The 22,402-nt window shown below is 61.9% G+C and carries 24 protein-coding genes and 1 other RNA gene; 11 read left to right on the forward strand and 14 right to left on the reverse strand.

All coding sequences use genetic code 11. The annotated features are described in order from the left end of the window. Positions 1–14 precede the first annotated feature (14 nt). Positions 15–569 (reverse strand): UPF0149 family protein, encoded by a 555-nt coding sequence (locus ACQZ2L_RS01925; RefSeq protein WP_186701649.1) that lies wholly within the window; start codon positions 567–569, stop codon positions 15–17. Positions 570–722: 153 nt separating this feature from the next. Between ACQZ2L_RS01925 and ACQZ2L_RS01930 the strand changes: the two genes are divergently transcribed. The 4 genes from ACQZ2L_RS01930 (at position 723) to ACQZ2L_RS01945 (ending at position 2,132) form a co-directional block, all read left to right on the forward strand. Continuing rightward, the gene (locus tag ACQZ2L_RS01930; protein ID WP_101315273.1) at positions 723–932 is read left to right on the forward strand and encodes a TIGR02449 family protein; all 210 of its coding nucleotides are present in this window, start codon (positions 723–725) and stop codon (positions 930–932) included. Further along, positions 929–1,246 (forward strand): cell division protein ZapA, encoded by a 318-nt coding sequence (locus tag ACQZ2L_RS01935; protein ID WP_101315271.1) that lies wholly within the window; start codon positions 929–931, stop codon positions 1,244–1,246. Before ACQZ2L_RS01930 ends, ACQZ2L_RS01935 begins: the two co-directional genes overlap by 4 nt. 17 nt (positions 1,247–1,263) lie before the next feature. Continuing rightward, positions 1,264–1,443: non-coding RNA, 6S RNA (gene ssrS, locus ACQZ2L_RS01940), on the forward strand. Positions 1,444–1,523: 80 nt separating this feature from the next. Continuing rightward, complete coding sequence (locus ACQZ2L_RS01945) at positions 1,524–2,132, forward strand: 5-formyltetrahydrofolate cyclo-ligase (RefSeq protein ID WP_101315269.1); 609 nt, start codon at positions 1,524–1,526, stop codon at positions 2,130–2,132. 13 nt (positions 2,133–2,145) lie between these two features. Here ACQZ2L_RS01945 and ACQZ2L_RS01950 read toward each other — a convergent pair whose 3' ends face one another. Then, positions 2,146–2,295 (reverse strand): hypothetical protein, encoded by a 150-nt coding sequence (locus ACQZ2L_RS01950; protein WP_178080737.1) that lies wholly within the window; start codon positions 2,293–2,295, stop codon positions 2,146–2,148. Between the two features lie 173 nt (positions 2,296–2,468). On the opposite strand from ACQZ2L_RS01950, the gene ACQZ2L_RS01955 reads away from it, so the two are divergent. After that, positions 2,469–2,921, forward strand: coding sequence for an EVE domain-containing protein (locus ACQZ2L_RS01955; RefSeq protein WP_430324512.1), 453 nt, complete (start codon positions 2,469–2,471; stop codon positions 2,919–2,921). 49 nt (positions 2,922–2,970) lie between these two features. Here the strand turns inward: ACQZ2L_RS01955 and ACQZ2L_RS01960 are convergent, their stop codons facing one another. Beyond that, entirely contained in the window at positions 2,971–3,375 is a 405-nt protein-coding gene (locus ACQZ2L_RS01960) for a flagellar basal body-associated protein FliL (protein WP_314876962.1), read from the reverse strand. A gap of 158 nt (positions 3,376–3,533) precedes the next feature. Here ACQZ2L_RS01960 and ACQZ2L_RS01965 point away from each other — a divergent pair, with 158 nt between their 5' ends. Continuing rightward, positions 3,534–4,511, forward strand: a complete 978-nt coding sequence (locus tag ACQZ2L_RS01965) for an NADPH:quinone oxidoreductase family protein (protein ID WP_430324513.1) — start codon at positions 3,534–3,536, stop codon at positions 4,509–4,511. Between the two features lie 18 nt (positions 4,512–4,529). Here ACQZ2L_RS01965 and ACQZ2L_RS01970 read toward each other — a convergent pair whose 3' ends face one another. From ACQZ2L_RS01970 to trxA, 5 genes are all read right to left on the reverse strand, one after another. Further along, on the reverse strand, positions 4,530–5,180 hold the full coding sequence (locus ACQZ2L_RS01970) for a gamma-glutamylcyclotransferase (protein ID WP_430324514.1): 651 nt from the start codon (positions 5,178–5,180) through the stop codon (positions 4,530–4,532). A gap of 243 nt (positions 5,181–5,423) precedes the next feature. Beyond that, positions 5,424–6,392, reverse strand: coding sequence for a CDP-6-deoxy-delta-3,4-glucoseen reductase (locus tag ACQZ2L_RS01975; RefSeq protein ID WP_430324515.1), 969 nt, complete (start codon positions 6,390–6,392; stop codon positions 5,424–5,426). Then, positions 6,392–7,858: a 4-hydroxy-3-polyprenylbenzoate decarboxylase gene (gene ubiD / locus ACQZ2L_RS01980; RefSeq protein ID WP_430324516.1), complete on the reverse strand. Its 1,467-nt coding sequence runs from the start codon at positions 7,856–7,858 to the stop codon at positions 6,392–6,394. The genes ACQZ2L_RS01975 and ubiD overlap by 1 nt, the downstream gene beginning before the upstream one ends. Before the next feature lie 268 nt (positions 7,859–8,126). Further along, positions 8,127–9,386, reverse strand: coding sequence for a transcription termination factor Rho (gene rho, locus ACQZ2L_RS01985; protein WP_314876958.1), 1,260 nt, complete (start codon positions 9,384–9,386; stop codon positions 8,127–8,129). A 230-nt stretch (positions 9,387–9,616) separates the two neighbouring features. Then, positions 9,617–9,946: a thioredoxin TrxA gene (trxA, locus tag ACQZ2L_RS01990; RefSeq protein ID WP_101315253.1), complete on the reverse strand. Its 330-nt coding sequence runs from the start codon at positions 9,944–9,946 to the stop codon at positions 9,617–9,619. A 242-nt stretch (positions 9,947–10,188) separates the two neighbouring features. On the opposite strand from trxA, the gene ppx reads away from it, so the two are divergent. Further along, the gene (gene ppx, locus ACQZ2L_RS01995; RefSeq protein ID WP_430324518.1) at positions 10,189–11,691 is read left to right on the forward strand and encodes an exopolyphosphatase; all 1,503 of its coding nucleotides are present in this window, start codon (positions 10,189–10,191) and stop codon (positions 11,689–11,691) included. On the opposite strand, the gene ppk1 is transcribed toward ppx, so the two are convergent. Continuing rightward, positions 11,678–13,933 (reverse strand): polyphosphate kinase 1, encoded by a 2,256-nt coding sequence (ppk1, locus tag ACQZ2L_RS02000; protein ID WP_430324519.1) that lies wholly within the window; start codon positions 13,931–13,933, stop codon positions 11,678–11,680. The two genes, ppx and ppk1, sit on opposite strands and share 14 nt — an antisense overlap. A 19-nt stretch (positions 13,934–13,952) precedes the next feature. Continuing rightward, positions 13,953–14,963, reverse strand: coding sequence for a porphobilinogen synthase (gene hemB / locus ACQZ2L_RS02005; protein WP_103435597.1), 1,011 nt, complete (start codon positions 14,961–14,963; stop codon positions 13,953–13,955). Between the two features lie 207 nt (positions 14,964–15,170). On the opposite strand from hemB, the gene ACQZ2L_RS02010 reads away from it, so the two are divergent. Both ACQZ2L_RS02010 and elbB read left to right on the forward strand, forming a co-directional pair. Next, on the forward strand, positions 15,171–15,794 hold the full coding sequence (locus tag ACQZ2L_RS02010; RefSeq protein WP_430324520.1) for a DedA family protein: 624 nt from the start codon (positions 15,171–15,173) through the stop codon (positions 15,792–15,794). Between the two features lie 72 nt (positions 15,795–15,866). Then, positions 15,867–16,535 (forward strand): isoprenoid biosynthesis glyoxalase ElbB, encoded by a 669-nt coding sequence (gene elbB, locus ACQZ2L_RS02015; protein ID WP_430324521.1) that lies wholly within the window; start codon positions 15,867–15,869, stop codon positions 16,533–16,535. Between the two features lie 57 nt (positions 16,536–16,592). Here elbB and ACQZ2L_RS02020 read toward each other — a convergent pair whose 3' ends face one another. After that, positions 16,593–17,045 (reverse strand): YaiI/YqxD family protein, encoded by a 453-nt coding sequence (locus tag ACQZ2L_RS02020; protein ID WP_150570429.1) that lies wholly within the window; start codon positions 17,043–17,045, stop codon positions 16,593–16,595. A gap of 53 nt (positions 17,046–17,098) precedes the next feature. Continuing rightward, a complete protein-coding gene (locus ACQZ2L_RS02025; RefSeq protein WP_430324522.1) occupies positions 17,099–19,030 on the reverse strand; it encodes an FTR1 family protein in 1,932 nt (643 codons plus the stop codon). 233 nt (positions 19,031–19,263) lie between these two features. On the opposite strand from ACQZ2L_RS02025, the gene ACQZ2L_RS02030 reads away from it, so the two are divergent. Then, positions 19,264–19,719 carry an REP-associated tyrosine transposase gene (locus ACQZ2L_RS02030; protein ID WP_430324523.1) on the forward strand — a complete coding sequence of 152 codons (456 nt, stop codon included), beginning with the start codon at positions 19,264–19,266 and terminating at the stop codon, positions 19,717–19,719. A 163-nt stretch (positions 19,720–19,882) separates the two neighbouring features. Here ACQZ2L_RS02030 and ACQZ2L_RS02035 read toward each other — a convergent pair whose 3' ends face one another. Then, a complete protein-coding gene (locus ACQZ2L_RS02035; protein ID WP_430324524.1) occupies positions 19,883–20,131 on the reverse strand; it encodes a DUF3077 domain-containing protein in 249 nt (82 codons plus the stop codon). A gap of 12 nt (positions 20,132–20,143) precedes the next feature. Beyond that, positions 20,144–20,398: a hypothetical protein gene (locus ACQZ2L_RS02040; protein ID WP_430324525.1), complete on the reverse strand. Its 255-nt coding sequence runs from the start codon at positions 20,396–20,398 to the stop codon at positions 20,144–20,146. A 495-nt stretch (positions 20,399–20,893) separates the two neighbouring features. On the opposite strand from ACQZ2L_RS02040, the gene ACQZ2L_RS02045 reads away from it, so the two are divergent. Continuing rightward, complete coding sequence (locus ACQZ2L_RS02045; RefSeq protein WP_430324526.1) at positions 20,894–22,195, forward strand: Nramp family divalent metal transporter; 1,302 nt, start codon at positions 20,894–20,896, stop codon at positions 22,193–22,195. Positions 22,196–22,402 lie beyond the last annotated feature (207 nt).

Raw genomic sequence — 22,402 nt, forward strand, 5'->3', positions numbered from 1 at the left:
ACGATCCCGACTGATCAGTGCAGCGATGGCTTGGGGGCAGGCGCAACCGGCGCGGCCAGCTCGGTGAACAGCAGCAGCGGCGCAACGCGCAGGTACTCGGTGACTTCCATGTAGTCGCTCTCGCCGTCCTCGGATTCTTCCAGGGCGTCTTGCACCTGCGAGATCGCCACCAGGTCCTGCAGCACTTCCTTGGCTTCGGTGGACAGGTCCTTGCCGCCGGCGTTCAAGCCAAAGCCGGCGATGAAGCCCTGGCACCACTCGCCAAGGGCGGCGGCACGTTCGGTCAGCGGTTGTTCATCACCTGGCAGCAACAGCACCAGAGCGACGTCGTCGCCGGTGAGTTCGGCCTTGACCATCTCCTGCAGGCCGATCAGGGCGTTGCGCACAGAGTCGTTCGGTTCGACCTCAAGGGCGTTGGCGGCGTCGGCCAGCCAGGCCTCGGCATCGAAGCCTGCGCCGGCGCAGCTGCGGCCGATCAACAGGCCGTGCAGCTCGGCGGGGGAGACAGGGTGGCCATTGCTCGAGAGCAGTGTGGCGAAAGCGGTGTACGGCGATTGAGTATTAGGCATGGGCTGCTAGGCGCCAGACGGCGCAATGTCTAGAATGAAGACCTTGTATCCTAGCACCGGCAGGCGCGCCAAGACCATCGGCACTGGCCGCCCAAGGCCCGGCACCGGCATCATGGCCAGGCCGTAAACGATGGAGCGAAACGAGTGCCCCCCATGCAAGACAACGACCTGCAAGCGCTGATGAGCCGTTTCGAGCTGCTGATCGAGCGCGTCGAGCAACTTAAACGGCAAAATGCACTCCTATTAGCGCAGGAAACTTCCTGGCGCGAAGAGCGCGCCCACCTCATTGAAAAAAATGAGATCGCAAGGCGTAAGGTCGAATCCATGATCTTGCGGCTCAAGGCCCTGGAGCAAGACTCATGAGTTCAAGCAATAGCGTCACCGTACAGATCCTCGACAAAGACTACTCGATCATCTGCCCGCCCGAAGAGCGCAGCAATCTGGTCAGCGCCGCGCGCTACCTGGACGGCAAGATGCGCGAGATCCGTAGCAGCGGCAAAGTCATCGGCGCCGATCGCATTGCGGTGATGGCGGCCTTGAACATTACCCACGAAATGCTCCACCGCCAGGAAACCCCTGAAGTGGCCAGCGGCGGCACCACTCGCGAGCAGGTGCGTGACCTGCTCGAGCGCGTCGACAGCGCATTGGCCGACGACACGGGTACCAAAAACGGCTGAGATCGGTATACTGGCGTCACTCCCTGGGAGATGCGCCAGTCGGTTATGTCCCTGAGCCGATACGCACAACCACGGGGGTTGCACGCTGGGGCCGGTGTGCATGTCCGCCCGACGGAAAGCCTTAACGCCCCCTGCAATCTCCACCTTGAACTTTCGGGTTCAAGGGCTACGCCGATAGCGGTCTTATCGGGGAGCCTGAATTCTGCATTGCCCGCCTGCTCTGGCGGGCAACTGGTCTGGCCGCCACGGCGGCCGACACCTCCGGGATCTCTGTGCCATGACCGACACCGCGCCCCTCACCCGCCCGCAACTCCGTCGCCAGCTGCGTAATGCACGCCGAGCCCTCACGCCTGCACAACAGCGTCAGGCGTCGCGCGGCCTGTACCGTCAGCTGGCCCAGCATCCGTTGTTCCGCCGCGCCCGCCACATTGCCCTGTACCTGCCCAATGACGGCGAGATCGACCCGCGTCTGCTGCTGCGCGAGGGCCATCGGCGCGGCAAGCGCATCTACCTGCCGGTGCTGCACGCCTGGCCGGCCACACGCATGGTGTTCCAGCGTTACGACCAGGGTGAGGTGCTCAAGCGCAATCGCTTTCGCATCCCGGAGCCGGTAATCGAGCGCAAGCGGCAACGGCCAATCTGGGCGCTGGACTTGATCCTGCTGCCGTTGGTCGGGTTTGACGAAGTGGGAGGCCGCTTGGGCATGGGTGGCGGGTTCTATGACCGCAGCCTGGCTTATCAGAGCCGGCGCAAGACCTGGAAGAAACCACTGCTGCTGGGACTGGCGCATGAATGCCAGAAGGTCGAGCGTCTGGCGCAGGCCAGCTGGGATGTACCACTGCAAGGCACGGTCTCGGACCGCCACTGGTACCTGGCGCGTAATTGAGCGCGCAATGACTTCAACGTTGCTGCGGCGCTTGTTCGACAGGGGTCTGGTAGGCGACGTCCATCTTTCGCTCGAGCAAACTCTGCGCATAACCGGTGGTAACGACCCCAAGACCAAAGATAAAGGCCAGGATCCACAGCAGGTCCGGTTTGCGTTTGTTCATTGATTGCCCCCTGGCAACTGATTCGGGCTTGCCAGCTTTTTCAGTGCTGACTGAGCATAGTGCTTAAAATCGGCGCATTTTCCGCCAACCGGAGCCGACACGCAAACGTTGACGTCAACCGGCTGTCGGTTTCATGCAACTAGTTATTTCAGACTTTGTCAGGAGCAGCGTCCATGGCCTATTGGCTGATGAAATCCGAGCCGGACGAATTGTCCATCGATGACCTCAAGCGCCTCGGCGAAGCGCGCTGGGACGGGGTGCGCAACTACCAGGCGCGCAATTTCCTCAGGGCCATGGCGGTTGGTGACGAGTTTTTCTTCTATCACTCAAGCTGCCCGCAGCCGGGCATTGCTGGTATCGGCAAAATTGTTGCAGCGGCGTACCCCGACCCTACGGCACTCGACCCGCAGAGTCACTACCACGATGCCAAGGCCAGCGCCGACAAGAACCCCTGGAGCGCCGTCGACGTCGCCCATGTGCGCACCTTCAAGCCTTTGCTCGGGCTTGGTTTGCTCAAGCAGCAGGCAGCTCTGGAGGAGATGCCGCTGGTGCAGAAAGGTACACGGCTGTCGGTGATGCCGGTGACTGCGGAGCAGTGGGCTGCCATTCTCGCCCTGGCCAAGTGAAAAGCAGAGGGGCTGCTTTGCAGCCCCAATGGGCTTCACCGCATCAACATCACTGCACAATCAGGTTGTTGAACAGCAAGTCCTCGACGATCGGCTTGCCTTCCTCGTTCTCCATCACCTGCTGGACCTGCTTCAGCGCTTCCTGACGCAGGCGCTCCTTGGCCTCGACGTTGCTCATGTTGTCCACAGTCTGCTGGGTGAACAGCGCCACCAGCTGATTACGGATCAGCGGCTCATGGTGCTTGACCGCCGCTGCGGCCGCATCGCCGGTCACGCGCAGGGCCACGTCAGCCTTGTACACGCGCAGCTTGCTGTTGCCATCCAGTGCGTAGTTGCCGACAAAGGGCGGGCTCAGGCTGATATAGGCAACCTTCGGCGCGCCTTCTGCGGCCTCCTCGGCCATCGCCGCCATTGGCAGCATCAGCGCCATAACCATCAAGATCCACGCTTTCACGAATTCGCTCCTCACATACAGTTGGCGCCAGCTTACCCAGCACGTCGCGCAAACCCAAGCCCGGGCTTATGCCGGGCCATCAGGGCCGAGCATGCTCGTTGACCGGGCAAGCAGTCCTCCTACACTTATCGGCCATCACCTGCAAAGGAATAGCCCCGATGAAAGCCGTGTTGTGCAAAACCCTGGGCCCGGCGCGCGACCTTGTGCTTGAAGACGTCGCCAGCCCCCAGCCGAAGATCAACGAGGTCCTGCTCGACGTGCACGCCGCCGGGGTCAACTTCCCTGACACGCTGATCATCGAAGGCAAATACCAGTTCCAGCCACCGCTACCGTTCTCGCCGGGTAGCGAAGCGGCCGGCGTGGTTGCGGCGGTGGGCGCCAAGGCTGGCGCATTCGAGGTGGGCCAACGGGTCATGGCCCTGACCGGCTGGGGCGCGTTTGCCGAGCAGGTCGCGGTGCCCTACTACAACGTGCTGCCAATCCCCGACAGCATGGACTTCACCACCGCCGCCGCGCTGGGCATGACCTACGGCACTTCGCTGCACGCACTGCGCCAGCGGGGCAACCTGCAGCCCGGGGAAACCCTGTTGGTGCTGGGCGCTTCCGGCGGCGTCGGCCTGGCAGCGGTAGAGATCGGCAAGGCCATGGGTGCCAAGGTGATCGCCGCAGCCAGCAGCGTCGACAAGCTGGCGGTAGCCACGGCTGCCGGGGCAGACGAGCTAATCGACTACAGCACAAGCTCGCTCAAGGATGAAATCAAGCGCCTGACTGGCGGCCAGGGCGTCGACGTGATCTACGACCCGGTCGGCGGCGAGCTGTTCGACCAGGCGGTGCGCGGCCTGGCCTGGAACGGCCGGCTGCTGGTGGTGGGCTTTGCCAGCGGCGTGATCCCGCAGTTGCCGGTCAATCTGGCGCTGCTCAAGGGCGCGGCAGTAGTGGGAGTGTTCTGGGGTGCATTTGCCCAGCGTCAGCCACAGGACAACGCGGCCAACTTCCGCCAATTGTTCGCCTGGCACGCCGAGGGCAAGATCAAACCATTGGTGTCGAAAACCTATCCACTGGCCGAAGCCGGCAGCGCCATCGAACAACTGGCGCAGCGCAAGGCGGTGGGCAAGCTGGTGGTGCAGACCCGCTGAACGAGGCCTGCGCGGGGCTCAAACCTCGCGCAGGTTATGGCAGCGGCGAAAGCGTGCTTCCAGATTGCGATCCGGCATCTGATGGCTGCGCAGCGCATTCAAGGTCTGCTCGACATAATCGCGGGTGGTGCCGAAGCGCCCGCTGGCGCTGGCCAGGATCTGGCTGAGCAGCCCATCCGGCAGGTCGCCGGCGTAACACGGCAAGTGCCGCTCCAGCACAAAGCCCAACGCCTGCACCTTGCTGCCATCGTCGAGCCGGCAGGTCAGCCAGTGCGGGCGATACGCCGGGTACGGCATCTCCCGTTGCCACAGGGCCATCAGCGAGTCATCCAGGTTGCTGTCTTCCAGCCGATAGGCAAAGCCGCTGCACGAGCCGCCGCGATCCAGGCCAAACACCAGCCCGGGGCACTCGGGCGTGCCACGATGCTCGTGCGACCACAGGTACAGGCCGCGATGATAACCATGTACCCGCGCGCGTTGGCGTTCGACCGAGTTGCATTCCGGCCGCCAGATCAGCGAGCCATAGGCAAACAACCAGACCGGCCCGCCACGATGACGTGACATGGTCGACTGCATCGACACCGACAGTTGCTCGCGCGTGAGTTGCTGACCGAAGTCCAGCGACGGCGGATAGGACACTTTCCAGGATAGACTTTCAATTGCCGACATAAGCTGCCGCCATTATTCCCCGAGAACTTGCAATGAGCGCCACTGTAACTCACTGACGCTGCGCTGGACTTACCGTACGGCAGAAAGGCACTGTTGTACAAGCCCTGGCGCAGGCAGCAGCCTCTACAACACGGGCATTGCAGGCGAGTGGGCAGTGCTGTTGCGAGTATAGATAAAGTTAGTGGCGCAGGCGGTAACAATTACCGCCTTATAATCAACTCGAGTAACTTTGGTTATTAGCAATCAGCCACGCGGCGCGTAGGCAAATACATCAGCGCGCATACGATGGGCGTCCATTCCGGCTTCGACCAAAGCATCCAACGTGGCATAGACCATGTTTGGCGAGCCGCTGGCATAGACGTGCACGTCATTGAGGTCGGCGATGTCTTCACAGACCGCTTCGTGGAGCATCCCGCAGCGCCCTTCCCAACCGCACAGGTCGCTGACTACCTTGTGCAGGAACAGATTCGGCAAACGCTGCCACTCGTCCCAGTGCTCGATCGCGTAGAAGTCTTCTGGACGACGCACGCCCCAGTACAGGTGCACCGGGTGCTTGAAGCCGTTGGCCCGGCAGTGCTCGATCAGGCTGTGCATCTGGCCCATGCCAGTGCCGGCGGCGATCAACACCAGCGGCCCATCCGGCAGCTCGGCCAGGTGGGTGTCGCCAAACGGCATCTGGATACGCGCCAGGCCGTCGCGCTGCAATTGCTCGATCAAGGCTACCGAGCTGGGCTCGCGAGCCAGTACGTGCAGCTGCAGATCACGCCCGGCATGCGGTGCCGAGGCCAGCGAGAAGGCAGCCTTGTCGGCGCCGTCGCGCTCGATCATCAGGTATTGGCCGGCGTGGTAGCGCAGCGGCTTGCCGGCAGGGGCACGCAGGCGCACGCGCCAGACATCACCACCCACCTCGACACACTCGCTGACCGTGCAGGCCAGCGTGCGCAACGGCAGCTCGCCGAGGGCCAGAACGCCGTCCCAGAGCAGCACGCAGTCTTCCAGCGGCTCGGCGATGCAGGTGAACAGCTCGCCATGATCGCGCACTTCGCCGTCCTGGCGCACGCGACCTTCGACCAACAAGGCCGCGCAGACATGGCAGTTGCCATTGCGACAGCTGCTCGGGCAGTCATAGCCCAGGCGCCGCGCACCATCAAGAATCCTTTCACCGGGCTCCAGCGCCAGTACCGCCCCGGAGGGCTGCAACGTTACCTGCATCAATCTATTCCCAACTGATCCCACAGCTCATCGATACGGCGGGTGACGGCATCATCCTTGACGATGACCCGGCCCCATTCGCGTGTTGTCTCGCCCGGCCACTTGTGTGTGGCGTCCAGGCCCATCTTCGAGCCAAGCCCCGACACTGGTGAAGCAAAATCCAGGTAGTCGATCGGCGTGTTGTCGATCATCACCGTATCACGCTTGGGGTCCATGCGCGTGGTGACAGCCCAGATCACGTCGTTCCAGTCGCGGGCGTTGATATCGTCGTCGGTGACAATAACGAACTTGGTGTACATGAACTGTCGCAGGAACGACCACACACCGAGCATTACCCGCTTGGCATGGCCTGGGTACTGCTTCTTGATGGTCACCACCGCCATGCGGTACGAGCAGCCTTCCGGCGGCAGGTAGAAGTCGGTGATCTCCGGGAACTGCTTCTGCAGGATCGGCACGAACACTTCGTTCAGCGCCACACCCAGAATCGCCGGCTCATCCGGCGGCCGGCCGGTGTAGGTGCTGTGATAGATCGGATTACGCCGATGGGTGATGCGCTCGATGGTGAACACCGGGAAGCTGTCGACTTCGTTGTAGTAGCCGGTGTGATCGCCATACGGGCCTTCCGGGGCCATCTCGCCAGGGTGGATAACCCCTTCAAGGATGATTTCCGCCGTGGCCGGCACCTGCAGGTCGCTGCCGCGGCACTTGACCAGCTCGGTACGATTGCCGCGCAGCAAGCCGGCGAAGGCGTACTCGGACAAGGTGTCCGGCACCGGCGTGACCGCGCCGAGAATGGTCGCTGGGTCGGCGCCGAGCGCTACCGCCACCGGGAACGGCTGGCCCGGGTGCTTCTCGCACCACTCGCGATAGTCCAGCGCGCCGCCTCGGTGGCTCAACCAGCGCATGATGACTTTGTTGCGGCCGATCACCTGCTGGCGATAGATGCCCAGGTTCTGCCGCTCTTTGTTCGGCCCGCGGGTGACGGTCAGGCCCCAGGTGATCAGCGGCGCCACGTCGCCCGGCCAGCAGTGTTGAATCGGCAGCTGGCCGAGGTCGACGTCGTCGCCCTCGATCACCACCTCATGGCACACCGCGTCCTTGACCACCTTGGGCGCCATCGACACGACTTTCTTGAAGATCGGCAGCTTCGACCAGGCATCCTTGAGACCCTTGGGCGGCTCGGGCTCCTTGAGAAAGGCCAACAGCTTGCCGATCTCGCGCAGCTCCGCGACCGATTCGGCGCCCATGCCCATGGCGACCCGCTCCGGTGTGCCGAACAGGTTGCCCAGCACCGGGATGTCGAAGCCGACAGGTTTTTCGAACAGCAACGCCGGGCCCTTGGCACGCAAGGTGCGATCGCAGACTTCGGTCATTTCCAGGACGGGTGAAATCGGAACCTGGATGCGCTTGAGTTCGCCGCGCTGCTCCAAGCCACGGATAAAGTCGCGCAAATCGCGATACTGCATGCGTAAGCCTCGTGTTGGCCGTATCGGTCGGGGTGCACAGTCTAGCGCCTTAGCGGGCCGTAGTGTAGGAGCGGCCTTGTGTCGCGAAAGGGCTGCGTAGCGGCCCCACGATTTAGGCAACGCCGCAGAATTGCTGGGCCCGCTTTGCGGGCCTTTCGCGACGCAAGGCCGCTCCTACACAGAGCAGCGTCGTATGGATCGCGTCAAAGCATACAACCAGACAGCAAAAAGCCGGGTTTCCCCGGCTTTTGCTGGCACCAAGCGAAGCTTACTTGCGCTTCATCGACAGGAAGAACTCGTCGTTGGTCTTGGTCTGCTTGAGCTTGTCGGTCAAGAACTCGATAGCAGCGATTTCGTCCATCGGGTGCAGCAGCTTGCGCAGAATCCACATGCGCTGCAGCTCGTCATCAGCAGTCAGCAGCTCTTCACGACGCGTGCCCGACTTGTTGATGTTGATGGCCGGGAACACACGCTTCTCGGCGATGCGACGGTCCAAAGGCAGTTCCATGTTACCGGTACCTTTGAACTCTTCGTAGATCACTTCATCCATCTTCGAGCCGGTTTCAACCAGCGCGGTGGCGATGATGGTCAGCGAGCCGCCTTCTTCGATGTTACGCGCAGCACCGAAGAAGCGTTTTGGCTTCTCGAGTGCATGGGCATCGACACCACCGGTCAGGACCTTGCCGGAGCTCGGGATGACGGTGTTGTAGGCACGGGCCAGACGGGTGATCGAGTCGAGCAGGATGACCACGTCTTTTTTGTGCTCAACCAGGCGCTTGGCCTTCTCGATGACCATTTCGGCAACCTGCACGTGGCGGGTTGGCGGCTCGTCGAAGGTCGAAGCAACCACTTCGCCGCGCACGGTGCGCTGCATCTCGGTAACTTCTTCCGGGCGCTCGTCGATCAGCAGAACGATCAAGTGGCACTCAGGGTTGTTACGGGTGATGTTGGCGGCGATGTTCTGCAGCATGATCGTCTTGCCCGCTTTTGGCGGAGCGACGATCAGGCCGCGCTGGCCCTTGCCGATCGGCGCACACAGGTCGATCACACGCCCGGTCAAGTCCTCGGTGGAACCGTTGCCGGCTTCCATCTTCAGGCGCTTGTTGGGGAACAACGGCGTCAGGTTTTCGAAGAGGATCTTGTTCTTCGCGTTTTCTGGACGGTCGTAGTTGATCGTGTCGACCTTGAGCAGCGCGAAGTAACGCTCCCCTTCCTTCGGCGGGCGAATCTTGCCAACGATGGTGTCACCGGTACGCAGGTTGAAGCGACGGATCTGGCTGGGCGAGACGTAGATATCGTCAGGGCCGGCCAGGTAGGACGCATCAGCCGACCGCAGGAAACCGAAACCATCCTGGAGAATCTCCAGCACGCCGTCACCCGAGATCTCTTCGCCGCTCTTAGCGTGTTTTTTCAACAGGGCGAAAATCACGTCCTGCTTGCGCGAACGGGCCATGTTTTCAATGCCCATCTGTTCGGCCATTTCTAGCAGATCAGTAATCGGCTTTTGCTTGAGTTCAGTCAGGTTCATAAGGGGAGTGGACGTAATCATGTAAGAAGGGAGAATTAAGCTTCTGGCTTAATGAAGCCGCGCCGCAAGAAGGCGACAGGATCGCGTACTGATTCGAATTGGGATGCTTCGGCGACGGCGTGCAGGGGGCACTTGAAGAAACAGTGCGAGGCCGAATGTAACACTTGCTTTTTTGCGCGTCTAGTGTTCGCAAAAAGAAAAGGCCCCGGATTTACCGGGGCCTTTTAACATCACAGGTTGGCGTCGATGAACGCAGCCAGTTGTGATTTCGACAGCGCGCCAACCTTGGTTGCCTCGACGTTGCCGTTCTTGAACAGCATCAGCGTCGGGATGCCACGCACGCCGTGCTTGGCCGGGGTTTCCTGGTTGTCGTCGATGTTCAGCTTGGCGACGGTCAGTTTACCCTCGTAGGTAGTAGCGATGTCGTCCAGGACTGGAGCGATCATCTTGCATGGGCCACACCATTCAGCCCAGTAGTCGACCAGCACCGGGCCTTCTGCCTTCAGGACTTCGGCCTCGAAGGTGGCGTCGGTGACGTGTTTGATCAGGTCGTTGCTCATGGATATCTCCAGGTGGAAAGCAAAATCGTGGCCCATCATAGCTGCACCGGCTGGCTACAGGAAGTCGCGGACGATTGAGTGTAACTATAGTTGGGCAAGACGCTACGCATCGAAACTGTCACACAGGTGTCATACGATCCGTGCGCACCTTGCTTTGCATCAAACCTTGCCCAGCCACGCGTTGGCGTATGCCCGCGTTCGTGGCAGGATTGCCAGGTAACCGACCGAGAATCTCGAAAATCATGCCGCAGAACTCCGCGAAGAACCTATCCCTGATCGCCGCCATCGACCTGGGCTCCAACAGTTTCCACATGGTCGTGGCCAAGGCCCACCACACGGAAATCCGCATTCTTGAGCGGCAGGGCGAGAAGGTTCAGCTGGCCGCCGGTATCGACGAAGAGCGCCGCCTCAGCGAAGAAGCCATGCAGCGGGGCCTGGAGTGCCTCAAGCGCTTCGCCCAGCTGATCAACGGCATGCCCGATGGCGCCGTGCGCATCGTCGGCACCAACGCGCTGCGCGAAGCGCGCAACCGCAACGACTTCATCCAGCGTGCCGAAGCCATCCTCGGCCACCCGGTCGAGGTCATTTCCGGCCGTGAAGAAGCACGTCTGATCTACCTCGGCGTGTCGCACACCCTGGCTGACAACCCGGGCAAGCGCCTGGTCGCCGACATTGGTGGCGGCAGTACCGAGTTCATCATTGGCCAGCGTTTCGAGCCGTTGCTGCGCGAGAGCCTGCAAATGGGCTGCGTCAGCTATACCCAGCGCTATTTCCGCGACGGCAAGATCACCCCGGCGCGCTACGCCCAGGCCTACACCGCCGCGCGCCTGGAGCTGATGAGCATCGAAACCGCCCTGCACCGGCTGACCTGGGACGAAGCGATCGGCTCGTCCGGGACCATTCGCGCCATTGGCGCGGCGATCAAGGCCGGCGGTCTGGGCAACGGTGAGGTCAACGCCGAAGGCCTGGCCTGGGTCAAGCGCAAGCTGTTCAAGCTGGGCGACACCGACAAGGTCGACTTCGAAGGGGTCAAGCCTGACCGCCGCACGATCTTCCCGGCCGGCCTGGCGATTCTCGAAGCCATTTTCGATGCACTTGAACTGCAACGCATGGATCACTGCGACGGCGCCCTGCGTGAGGGCGTGCTGTTCGACCTGCTTGGCCGCCATCACCACGAAGACGTGCGCGAGCGCACCCTCAACTCATTGATGGAGCGCTACCACGTCGACCACGACCAGGCCGCCCGGGTCGAACGCAAGGCGCTGCACGCGTTTGATCAAGTGGCCAAGGACTGGGATCTGGAAGAAGGCAACTGGCGCGACCTGCTGAGCTGGTCGGCCAAGGTCCATGAAGTGGGCCTGGACATCGCCCACTATCATTACCACAAGCACGGCGCCTACCTGATCGAGCACTCCGACCTGGCCGGCTTCTCGCGGGAAGACCAGCAGATGCTCGCGCTGCTGGTGCGCGGCCATCGTCGCAACATTCCCAAGGATAAATTCGCCGAGTTCGGCGATGAAGGCAGCCAGCTGATTCGCCTGTGCGTGCTGCTGCGCTTCGCCATCCTGTTCCACCACATCCGCGGCACCCAAGAGATGCCCAAAGTGGTGCTGCAAGCCCACGAGAACAGCCTGGAAGTGGTGTTCCCGGATGGCTGGCTGGAACAGCACCCGCTGACCCAGGCCGACTTCGCCAACGAGGCGGAGTGGCTGGCCCGGGTCGGCTTCGTCCTCAGCGTACGTTGAGAACCGGGTTGCTCAGGCGCTCCAGCAGGGTCGCCTGGGCACTGCGCGGGTTCTGGTTGCCGGTCGGCGTGCTGCGCACGTAACGGCCATCCGACTGCAGGATCCACGCCTGGGTGTTGTCGGTCAGGTAGCTTTCCAGCTCCTTCTTGACCCGCAGCAGGTGCTTCTTGCCCTCGACCGGGAAGCAGGTCTCGACGCGTTTATCGAGGTTGCGCTCCATCCAGTCGGCACTCGACAGGAAGATCTGCTCTTCGCCGCCATTGAGGAAGTAGAACACCCGCGTGTGCTCAAGGAAGCGGCCGATGATCGAGCGCACGTGAATATTGTGCGAAACCCCGGCAATGCCTGGGCGCAGGCAGCACATGCCACGCACCACCAGATCGATGCGCACACCTGACTGGCTGGCCTTGTACAGCGCGCGGATGATCTTCGCGTCGGTCAACGAGTTGAACTTGGCGATGATGTGCGCCGGCTTGCCGTCGAGCGCGCACTGAGTCTCGCGGGCAATCATGTCGAGCATGCCCTTCTTCAGGGTGAACGGCGCATGCAGGAGCTTTTTCATGCGCAGGGTCTTGCCCATGCCGATCAGCTGGCTGAACAGCTTGCCGACGTCTTCGCACAGCGCGTCATCCGAGGTCAGCAGGCTGTAGTCGGTGTACAGACGGGCGTTGGCGGCGTGGTAGTTGCCGGTGCCGAGGTGCGCGTAGCGGACGATTTCGCCCTGTTCGCGACGCAGTATCAGCATCATCTTGGCGTGGGTCTTGAAGCCGACCACACCATAGATCACCACCGCGCCAGCAGCCTGCAGACGGCTGGCCATCTGCAGGTTGGACTCTTCGTCGAAGCGCGCGCGCAGCTCGATCACCGCGGTGACTTCCTTGCCGTTACGTGCCGCATCCACCAGCGCATCGACGATCTCCGAGTTGGCGCCGCTGCGGTACAGGGTCTGGCGCACGGCGAGCACATGCGGGTCTTTGGCTGCCTGGCGCAGCAGGTCGACCACCGGGGTGAACGACTCGAAGGGGTGCATCAGCAGGATGTCCTGCTTGCTGACCACGCTGAAGATGTTTTCGGCGTTCTGCAGCAGCTTGGGGATCGCCGGGGTAAACGGCAGGTACTGCAGCTCCGGGTGGCTTTCCAGGCCGGTGATGCTGAACAGCCGGGTCAGGTTGACCGGGCCATTGACCTGGTACAGCTCGTTCTCGCTCAGGCTGAACTGCTTGAGCAGGTAATCGGAAAGATGCTTGGGGCAGGTGTCGGCGACTTCGAGGCGCACTGCATCGCCGTAGCGACGCGAGAACAGCTCACCCCGCAGGGCGCGGGCAAGGTCGTCGACCTCTTCCGAATCCAGCGCCAGGTCGGCGTTACGGGTCAGGCGGAACTGATAGCAACCCTTGACCTTCATGCCCTGGAACAAATCATCGGCGTGGGCGTGAATCATCGACGAGAGGAACACGTAGTTGGCACCGGTGCCGCCTACCTCCTCCGGTACGCGAATCACCCGTGGCAGCAAGCGCGGCGCCGGGATGATCGCCAGACCCGAATCGCGGCCGAACGCATCGACCCCTTCGAGCTCGACGATAAAGTTCAGGCTCTTGTTCACCAGCAACGGGAACGGGTGAGTCGGATCGAGGCCGATCGGGGTGATGATCGGCGCGATCTCGTCGCGGAAGAAGCGCCGCACCCAGGTTTTGATCTTCGGCGTCCAGTTGCGACGACGAATGAAGCGAATGTTGTGCTTTTCCATTTCTGGCAGCAGCACGTCGTTGAGGATCGCGTACTGGCGATCCACTTCGTGGTGCACCAGCTCGCTGATCCGGCTCAGGGCCTGATGCGGCTGCAGGCCGTCGGCGCCGGCCAGCTCACGGGCAAAATTGATCTGCTTCTTCAGGCCGGCGACGCGGATCTCGAAGAACTCGTCGAGGTTGCTGGAGAAGATCAGCAGGAACTTCAAGCGCTCGAGCAGCGGATACGATTCGTCCAGCGCCTGTTCCAGCACGCGGAAGTTGAACTGCAGCTGCGAGAGCTCGCGATGAATGTACAGGCTGCTGTCGTCCAGGCTTGGCACCGGGATCGCCGGCGCCGGCGCTGGAGTCGGCGCCGCAGCTTCGACTGCGGCGTCGGCAACCGCTTCGACCACAGGCTCGGCCACCGGCTCGAGGTCTGGCGGCGTTTGCGTCAGCTCTTGCGGTAGCGCTTGAGCATCCTTGATGTCGACCGGGGATAGCACTTCGTTATTCATCTGACGTTCCTGAAGGGCGTTACTGCCCTCTCAACAATTGGGCGGCGCGAACGGCGAAATAAGTGAGAATGCCATCGGCGCCTGCACGTTTGAAAGCGGTTAGCGATTCGAGGATCACGGCCTCGCTCAGCCAGCCATTCTGAATTGCCGCCATGTGCATGGCGTATTCGCCGCTGACCTGATAGACAAAGGTCGGCACCTTGAACTCGGTTTTGACCCGGTAGACGATATCCAGGTACGGCATGCCCGGCTTGACCATGACCATGTCGGCGCCTTCGGCCAGGTCAGTGGCCACTTCATGCAGGGCTTCATCGCTGTTGGCCGGGTCCATCTGGTAGGACGCCTTGTTGGCCTTGCCCAGGTTCAGCGCCGAGCCTACTGCATCGCGGAACGGGCCGTAGTAGGCACTGGCGTACTTGGCCGAGTAGGCCATGATGCGCACGTTGACGTGACCGGCGACTTCCAGCGCCTCGCGGATCGCGCCGAGGCGGCCGTCCATCATGTCAGAAGGCGCCACCACTTGCGCGCCAGCCTCGGCGTGGGACAGCGCCTGGCGTACCAGCGCATCGACAGTGATGTCGTTCTGCACGTAGCCGTCTTCGTCGAGGATGCCATCCTGGCCGTGGGTAGTGAACGGGTCCAGCGCAACGTCGGTGATCACCCCAAGCTCCGGGAAGCGCTCACGCAGGGCGCGGGTGGCGCGCTGGGCGATGCCATCCGGGTTCCACGCTTCGGCGCCGTCCAGGGTCTTTTTCTCGACCGGGGTTACCGGGAACAGGGCCAACGCAGGAATCCCCAGTTCTACCCAGGACTGCGCAGCTTCCAGCAGCAAGTCGATCGACAAGCGCTCGACACCTGGCATCGACGGCACCTCCTCGCGGCGGTTTTCACCATCGAGAACGAAAACCGGCAGGATCAGGTCATCGACCGTCAGGGTGTTTTCACGCACCAGGCGACGGGAAAACTCGTCGCGGCGATTGCGACGCAGACGTGTGGCAGGAAACATACGGTTGGCGGGGGTAAAGCTCACGGCAGACTCCTGAGCCCGCGCAGGCGGGCAGCGCGACAGTTATAAGCGGCCATTATGACGCCTGTGTTACACCCTTGGGCAACCCTGCGACGTGTCGCCACAGGCAATCACCTTGTAGGAATTGTTCACGTCGAGACACATTTGGACACTTTCCCCACGGCCCGCGAAGGGGTAGGCTGCGCGTTCATTTCGCCAGCACCCCAGAAGATGCTTCAACAATTCCTGCAGGATTTCGGCTACTTTGCCCTTTTTCTCGGCACATTTTTTGAAGGTGAGACCATCCTGGTGCTTGCGGGATTTCTTGCGTTCCGCGGTTACATGGACATCAACATGGTGTGCGTGGTGGCTTTCTTCGGCAGCTATGCCGGCGACCAGCTGTGGTACTTCATGGGCCGCCGCCATGGCCGCGCAATCCTGGCACGCAGACCGCGCTGGCAAGCCTTGGGCGACCGCGCCCTGGACCATATCCGCCGTCACCCGGACATCTGGGTACTGAGCTTCCGCTTCGTCTATGGCCTGCGCACGGTGATGCCGGTGGCGATTGGCCTGTCGGGCTATCCGCCGCGCCGCTACCTGCTGCTCAACGGCATTGGCGCTGCGGTGTGGGCAGTGGCCCTGGGCGCTGCGGCCTATCACTTCGGGGCGATCCTCGAAGGCCTGCTTGGCAACGTCAAAAAGTACGAGCTGTGGGTACTTGGCGGCCTGCTGGTGCTTGGCCTGCTGCTGTGGCTGCGCCGGTATTTGCGCACCCAGCGCGCCGAGCGCAAGGCGGCTGCCGAAGCAGCTGCCGCCGAGCAGCTGACCGACAAGCCAAGCCCACCGCAAGAATGAACATGCCGCTGTTGCCGTGATCCTAGTACAGTGCCAAGCAACAATTGGCGCCTGGACTCTGGAGAAACAAGCATGACAAAAAAAGTGGCGGTGATTCTTTCCGGCTGTGGTGTCTACGATGGCGCTGAAATCCACGAAAGCGTGATCACGCTGCTGCGCCTGGACCAGCGCGGCGCGCAGGTGCAGTGCTTTGCACCAAACATCCCGCAACTGCATGTAATCGATCATTTGACCGGTGAGCAAACCAGCGAGACCCGCAATGTGCTGGTCGAGTCGGCGCGGATTGCCCGCGGCCGGGTCAAGGACATTCGCGAAGCAGACGTCAGCGAGTTTGATGCGCTGATCGTGCCCGGCGGCTTTGGCGCTGCGAAAAACCTCTCCAACTTTGCCGTTGAAGGTGACAAGTGCACGGTTCAACCAGACGTACTGGCACTGGCCGAGGCCTTCGCCGAAGCCGGCAAACCGGTCGGTCTGATGTGCATTTCGCCAGCCCTGGCAGCGAAGATCTACGGCCCGGGCGTGGTCTGCACCATCGGTAACGATGCCGGCACCAGCGCGGCGGTGGTTAAGATGGGCGGCACCCATGAAGAGTGCGATGTACATGACATCGTCGAAGACACCCAGCGCAAGCTGGTGACCACCCCGGCGTATATGCTCGCTACCTCGATCAGCGATGCGGCCAGCGGCATCTACAAGCTGGTCGACCGGGTGCTGGAGCTGACCCACGCCAACGACCACTGAGCCGCCCTGCAGCGCTGGCCAGGCCGGCGCTGCGTGGTGCTGCGATCATAGCCGTGATCAGCCCCTCGCGAGGCGGGTCAGGATGCGGTCGAGGGAGTTGGCGAACTCCTGCTTCTCTTTCTCGCCATAAGGCCCCTGACCACCACTGGCCTGGCCCTGCTCCCGCAACTCGGTGAACAGGTTACGCGTCGCCAACCGGTCGGCCATATTGCGCTCATCGAACTCGCGGCCACGCGGGTCGAGCGCCGCCACGCCGTTTTTCACCAGGCGGTCGGCCAAAGGGATATCGCTGCAGATCACCAGCTCGCCGGGCACGGCATTCTCGACCAGATAATCATCGGCGGCATCCGGCCCGCTCGGCACCACGATCAGCTTTACGCAGGCAAACGCCGGCTTGATCTGCGCCTGGCCGGCGACCATCACCACCTCAAGCTTGCGCTTGAGGGCAAACTTTACGATCAGGTCCTTGGCTGCCTTGGGGCAGGCGTCGGCATCGATCCATATACGCATTGCTGCATTCTCATCGGCTGTTCATCACTGCGCCCAGTGTGCCAGATCGCAGCTCAACTGGCCGCAGCGCGGCGCCGCTCGACCAGCCAAGAACGGCCATATAGCAGTGCGATCGCGCTCAGTGCCAAGGCTTGTGCCGCCAGTGAGTAGGCATCGGCATGAATGCCCAGCCAGTCGAATTCAAAGAACGCCACCGGCCGCGTGCCGAGGATGCCCGCCTCTTGCAAGGCCTTGATGCCATGCCCGGCAAACACCACCGACAGTGCGCACAGCAGCGCGGCGTTGATGCTGAAGAACAGCGCCAGCGGCAGCTTGGCTGAACCGCGCAGGATCACCCAGGCCAGGCCCACCAGCAACACCAGCGCGGTGGCGCCACCGGCCAGCACAGCGTTGTGCCCGGCAGGCCCTGATTGCAGCCACAGGGTTTCGTAGAACAGGATCACCTCGAACAGCTCGCGGTACACCGAGAAGAACGCCAGCAATGCAAAACCAAAGCGCCCGCCGCCGCCGACCAGGCTGCTCTTGATGTAGTCCTGCCAGGCCGCAGCGTGGCGCCGGTCGTGCATCCACACGCCGAGCCACAGCACCATCACGCTGGCAAACAGCGCGGTGCAACCTTCGAGCAATTCGCGCTGAGCACCACCAACGTCGATCAGATACGCCGCTACCGCCCAGGTGGCGAAGCCTGCGACCAGTGCCAGCGCCCAGCCAACGTTGACGCTGCGCACCGCAGATTGCTGGCCGGTATTGCGCAGAAAGGCCAGGATCGCGGCCAGCACCAGAATCGCCTCGAGGCCCTCGCGCAGCAGGATCAACAGCCCGGAAATGTAGCTCAGCGACCAGCTCAGGCCATCGCTGCCAAGCAGCTTGGCGGCCGCGTCGAGCTTGGCCTTGGCCTCGCTCAGTCGCTGTTCGGCCTGGGCGACGGGCAGGCCGTCCTGCAACGACTGTCGATAGGCCATCAGGGCCTTCTCGGTGTCCTTGCGCACTTGGGCATCGATGTTGTCGAGGGAGCTTTCGACCAGCTCGAAGCCTTCCAGATAGGCCGCTACCGACAGGTCATAGGCCTGGTCGTGATCGCCGTCGCGATAGGCCGCCAGGCTCTTGTCGAGGGTGCTGGCGGTGTATTCGAGCAATTGTGCCGGGCCACGTTTCACCTGCGGCGGCTGCGCGCGCTGAGCGCGAAACGCAGCGACGGCCTCGGCGCTGTGGCTGGCGGCAACCTCTGCGGGGGTCTGCCGGGCCAGATCAGCCAGGTTCCACGCCGGCGCACCAGCAGCGGCCTGTGGCGCGGCGCTGAAGCTGGCGACATAGGCCGCTACGTCCCAGCGCTGACGCTCGTCGAGCTGGTCGGCAAACGAGGGCATTTCGGTGCCTTCGATGCCCAGGCCAAGGGTGTTGTAGAGGTCGAACAGGCTGAGCTGATCGAGCCGGGCGACATCGCGCAGGTTGGCCGGCGCTGGCTCCAGGCCGAGCCCGGCCGGGCCATCGCCTGCACCGCTGTCGCCGTGACAGATCGAGCAGTTTTGCGCGTACAGCGCGGCGCCGCGGGCGGGATCAGGGGTGATTACCGGGGCCTGGCTGACCTCATAGGCAACGGCCAGACGAGCACCGAGCTGGCGTGCCTGGCGAGCAACGTTAGGCCCGTCCTGGCGCTGATCGATGGCGGTGCGCAAATCCTGTACGCCCCGTTCGAGGGCATCGCGTTCGGCGTGCGCTGGCAGGTTTTTCACCAGTTCGGCGAGTACGCCGCTGAATTCCTGTTGCTCGCGGTACTCACCGTCATCGACCACCCTGCCCTCGCGCACGGTTGGCGGGTAATCCGCACCAATGTAATCGAGCAGGTGCAAGGCCTTGGTTGCCTCTGCAGGGGCTTCGGCCATGGCCAGCGCGCTGCACAGCGCCAGCACTGGCCACAGCAGCCAGGCGAGTAAACGGGGACGGGAAGTCATGGCCAGTCTCGAGGGGAATACGAAAGAGAACATTGTTCACTTCCACTCGCTTCTGCTCAAGGGCGGCGGGCGGATTTCACGAAAAATCTTGTAACAAGTCGGATGAAGGCCGCGTCGCCTTTGACGCACACCCACTCTGTAGGAGCGGCCTTGTGTCGCGAAATGAGGGCGTAGCCCTCACCGAAGTCACATCCAGATACCGTAATCACACATACCTCTGCGCCACCGCGACTACCGTTTGCAAACCGTAATCACAGGAGCAGGACATGGACAGTCCTCACGCCAGCAGCTTGCGCCGTGGCCGCATATCCGAGCCCGGACGCTTATATTTGCTCACCACTGTTACCCGAGATCGTCAGCCTGTTTTCACCGATCTGATCTACGCCAGAACGGCTATCCATCAACTACGCCAAATCCAGGATAAGGGTGCATGCCGCTCTTTAGCCTGGGTACTCATGCCCGACCACCTACACTGGCTGGTAGAGCTTGGAACGGGATCCCTCGCCAGCCTGATGTGTACATTTAAATCACGCTGCAGCGTCGGTTTGTACCGTGCTGGGGCCGCTCGACAGCACATCTGGCAGCAAGGTTTTCATGACCGGGCCCTGCGCCGGGATGAGGATGTCAAAGCTGTCGCGCTATACATCATTCGCAACCCAATACGTGCGGGGCTCGTGCGCAGAGCTGGCGAGTATCCGCATTGGGATTGTGTTTGGCTTTAGCGGCCTCGGTGAGGGCTGCGCCCTCATTTCGCGACACAAGGCCGCTCCTACAGGGGACTGCGCTATACCGACGTACGCGGTCACTGTAGGAGCGGCCTTGCCGGGGCGCCGGACCGGTCGGAAAGGGCCGCAAAGCGGCCCCCATACACCGCGCCCAAGCCGATCACCGAAGCCGATTCACCCCGGTCTCCATGTCATTGACCAGCGCCTTGGCCAACCCGCTGAGGATCCGCGCCGCGCTGCCGGCTTGCAGGTCGCCCTGCATTTCGGCCTCATCGGTCAGATGACGGATACACCCCAGCAGCACCGACAGCTCATCAAACGCTTGGGTGATCGGGATACCGGGGCGGACGGTGAACAGCTCGGTCGAAGCTACGCCTACCGTAGTGATGGCGTTGGTTTGCTCGCTCATACCCTCGCTCCTTCAGCTATGCAGTTTGGTCAATGCGTGTTCAACCAGGGTGCGGGCCATGCGTGTTGCATGGGCGGCGCTGGCCAGGGCGTTGAGGTCCGGCTCGTCAGGGGTTTCCTGGCATTGCTGGTCGAGGGTTTCGACCACACCGCACAGAAACTCATTGGCCAAGGTCAGGGAATCAGAGGGGAGCATGTCGCTGTGAGCAGAAAAATGTGGGGAAATGATCAGCTTGAAACGGGGTGGATCGGGAACGATCTTTTTCATGGCGAAACTCCTGTGCTCGGATAGGAACTGCCGTCCTCCTCGTCTCACAGAATTGGGTGGCAGTCGTACATGGTGTGAGACACGGGGCACAGGCAAACCCGGCCAGGCATACGCCTGTCCATATACGACCGCCATAAAACGGTTGCTTGCCTGTTGCCGGGTGTCTCACGCCCGTTCGCCCTGTTCAGGCGACCCGACGACGTTAGCCCTGAGGCATTTCCCCGACAATACGGCAGCTTCCGCAAAGGACGTAGGATACTTCCGAAGGCCATCCAACCTGAAGCGCCCAGTGCGAAGTTGGGAAAGGTCTTACAAGCGCCCTGTGATGTCAGCAGGCCACATTCCACGGGAGCTCAAGCCCTGCAAGGCCTGCACAAAACACCCCGGATTTACCGCAATATTTTGTAATGTTTGCTCTGCGATTTTAGTTGTACGACGTCCTATCAGCATGTTCGACTGCGCCGGCTCTCACTACAAAAATAACGGAGACATCCAATGACCAGCCTACCTTCTGCCGAGGGCAAAGCTGCCGTGCCCTCGCAAAGCCGCCTCGGGCGCATCGCCAAGCTACTCGGCCCGGGCATCATCGCCGTGCTGTCGTGGCTGGGCGCAGGTGATCTGATCACCTCTTCCGTGGCCGGCGCCAACTACGGTTACGCAATGATGTGGGTGCTGGCAGTTTCGCTGCTGCTGCGCTACCTGATCGTCAACATCATCGCCCGCTTCCAGCTGTGCAATAACCAGGGCATGACCATCCTCCAGGGCTACGCCCAACTGCACCCGGTGTTCGCCTGGTTCATGCTCGGCTACGCGCTGATCATGGGCCATTTGATGAACGCCTACATGATCAAGGGCGCCGGCGAATCACTGGCCATGCTGCTGCGCGTCGACTACCCGCTGCTGTGCTCGATGGCGGTGGTGCTGGCGGTTTGGATGTTGGTCGGGCGCAATATCTATTCACTGATCGAAGGCGTGATGAAAGCCTTGCTGGCGATCATGACCTTGGCGTTTCTGGCGCTGGCGGTGATGTCCGGGCCGGATGTGGCAGGCATCGTCAAAGGTACCATCGGCTTCAGCATCCCGCCTGACGAAGGCGTGCATGGCGCCATGCTGGTAGCGGTGTCGGTGATCGGCGCAGTGGCCGGTTCGGTAGCCAACTTCGTCCACCCCTACGTGATGCGCCAAAAAGGCTGGGTTGGCCCGCAGCACAAGCGCGTGCAACGCAACGACCTGCTCTTCGCAGTATTCGTCGGTATCGTCATCAACCTGGCGATCTGGATCGTTGGCGCAGAAATCCTGCGGCCCAACGGCATCGAAGTTAAAACCCTCGGCGACCTGGGCAAGGCGCTGGAAATCTTCTTCGGCCCGATCGGTTGGTATGTGTTCTTCATCGGTGTGTTCGCCACCCTGTTCGCCAGCATTTCCGGCAAGACCACGGCCTTCCCGATGCTGATCACCGACGCCCTGCAGCACGTGCAGCCCAAGCGTCGCGAGCGTTATGGCAAGGAGTTCCACAAGGACCCGGCGCACCGTTGGTTCATGCTGTTCATCCTGGTCACGCCGCTGATCTGGTCGATCCCGGGCATGCCTGACTTCGTCACCCTGACCATCGGCGTCAGCGCGCTGAATATCATTGGTCTGCCGGTGATTTCGCTGGGCCTGTTGATCATGTCCAACCAGAAGTCGCTGCTAAGCAAGGAATACCGCAACAACCTGTTCGAGAACATCGCCCTGGCATTCGCCACCGGCCTGGCGCTGTGGGTCGCGTTCCAGCTGGGCGTGGAATTGTTCAGCTAGGTCATCGTACAACGTTGCTGTAAACACTCTGCGGGGCAAGTCTTGAAAAAGGCTTGCCCCGCGTTTGTTTGCAGGCAGTGCGCGTTGATTGTCGCCACTGTAATGACAATGTGTCTCTGCACAGGCGGATTGTCTGCACCTACCCTGCCCTTCACAATGCGCGACTAATCTGATCCCGCTGCCCTCTTTGCAGCTCATGGAGTTCGA

This window comes from Pseudomonas shirazensis (assembly GCF_050496565.1).
Taxonomy (GTDB): domain Bacteria; phylum Pseudomonadota; class Gammaproteobacteria; order Pseudomonadales; family Pseudomonadaceae; genus Aquipseudomonas; species Aquipseudomonas shirazensis_A.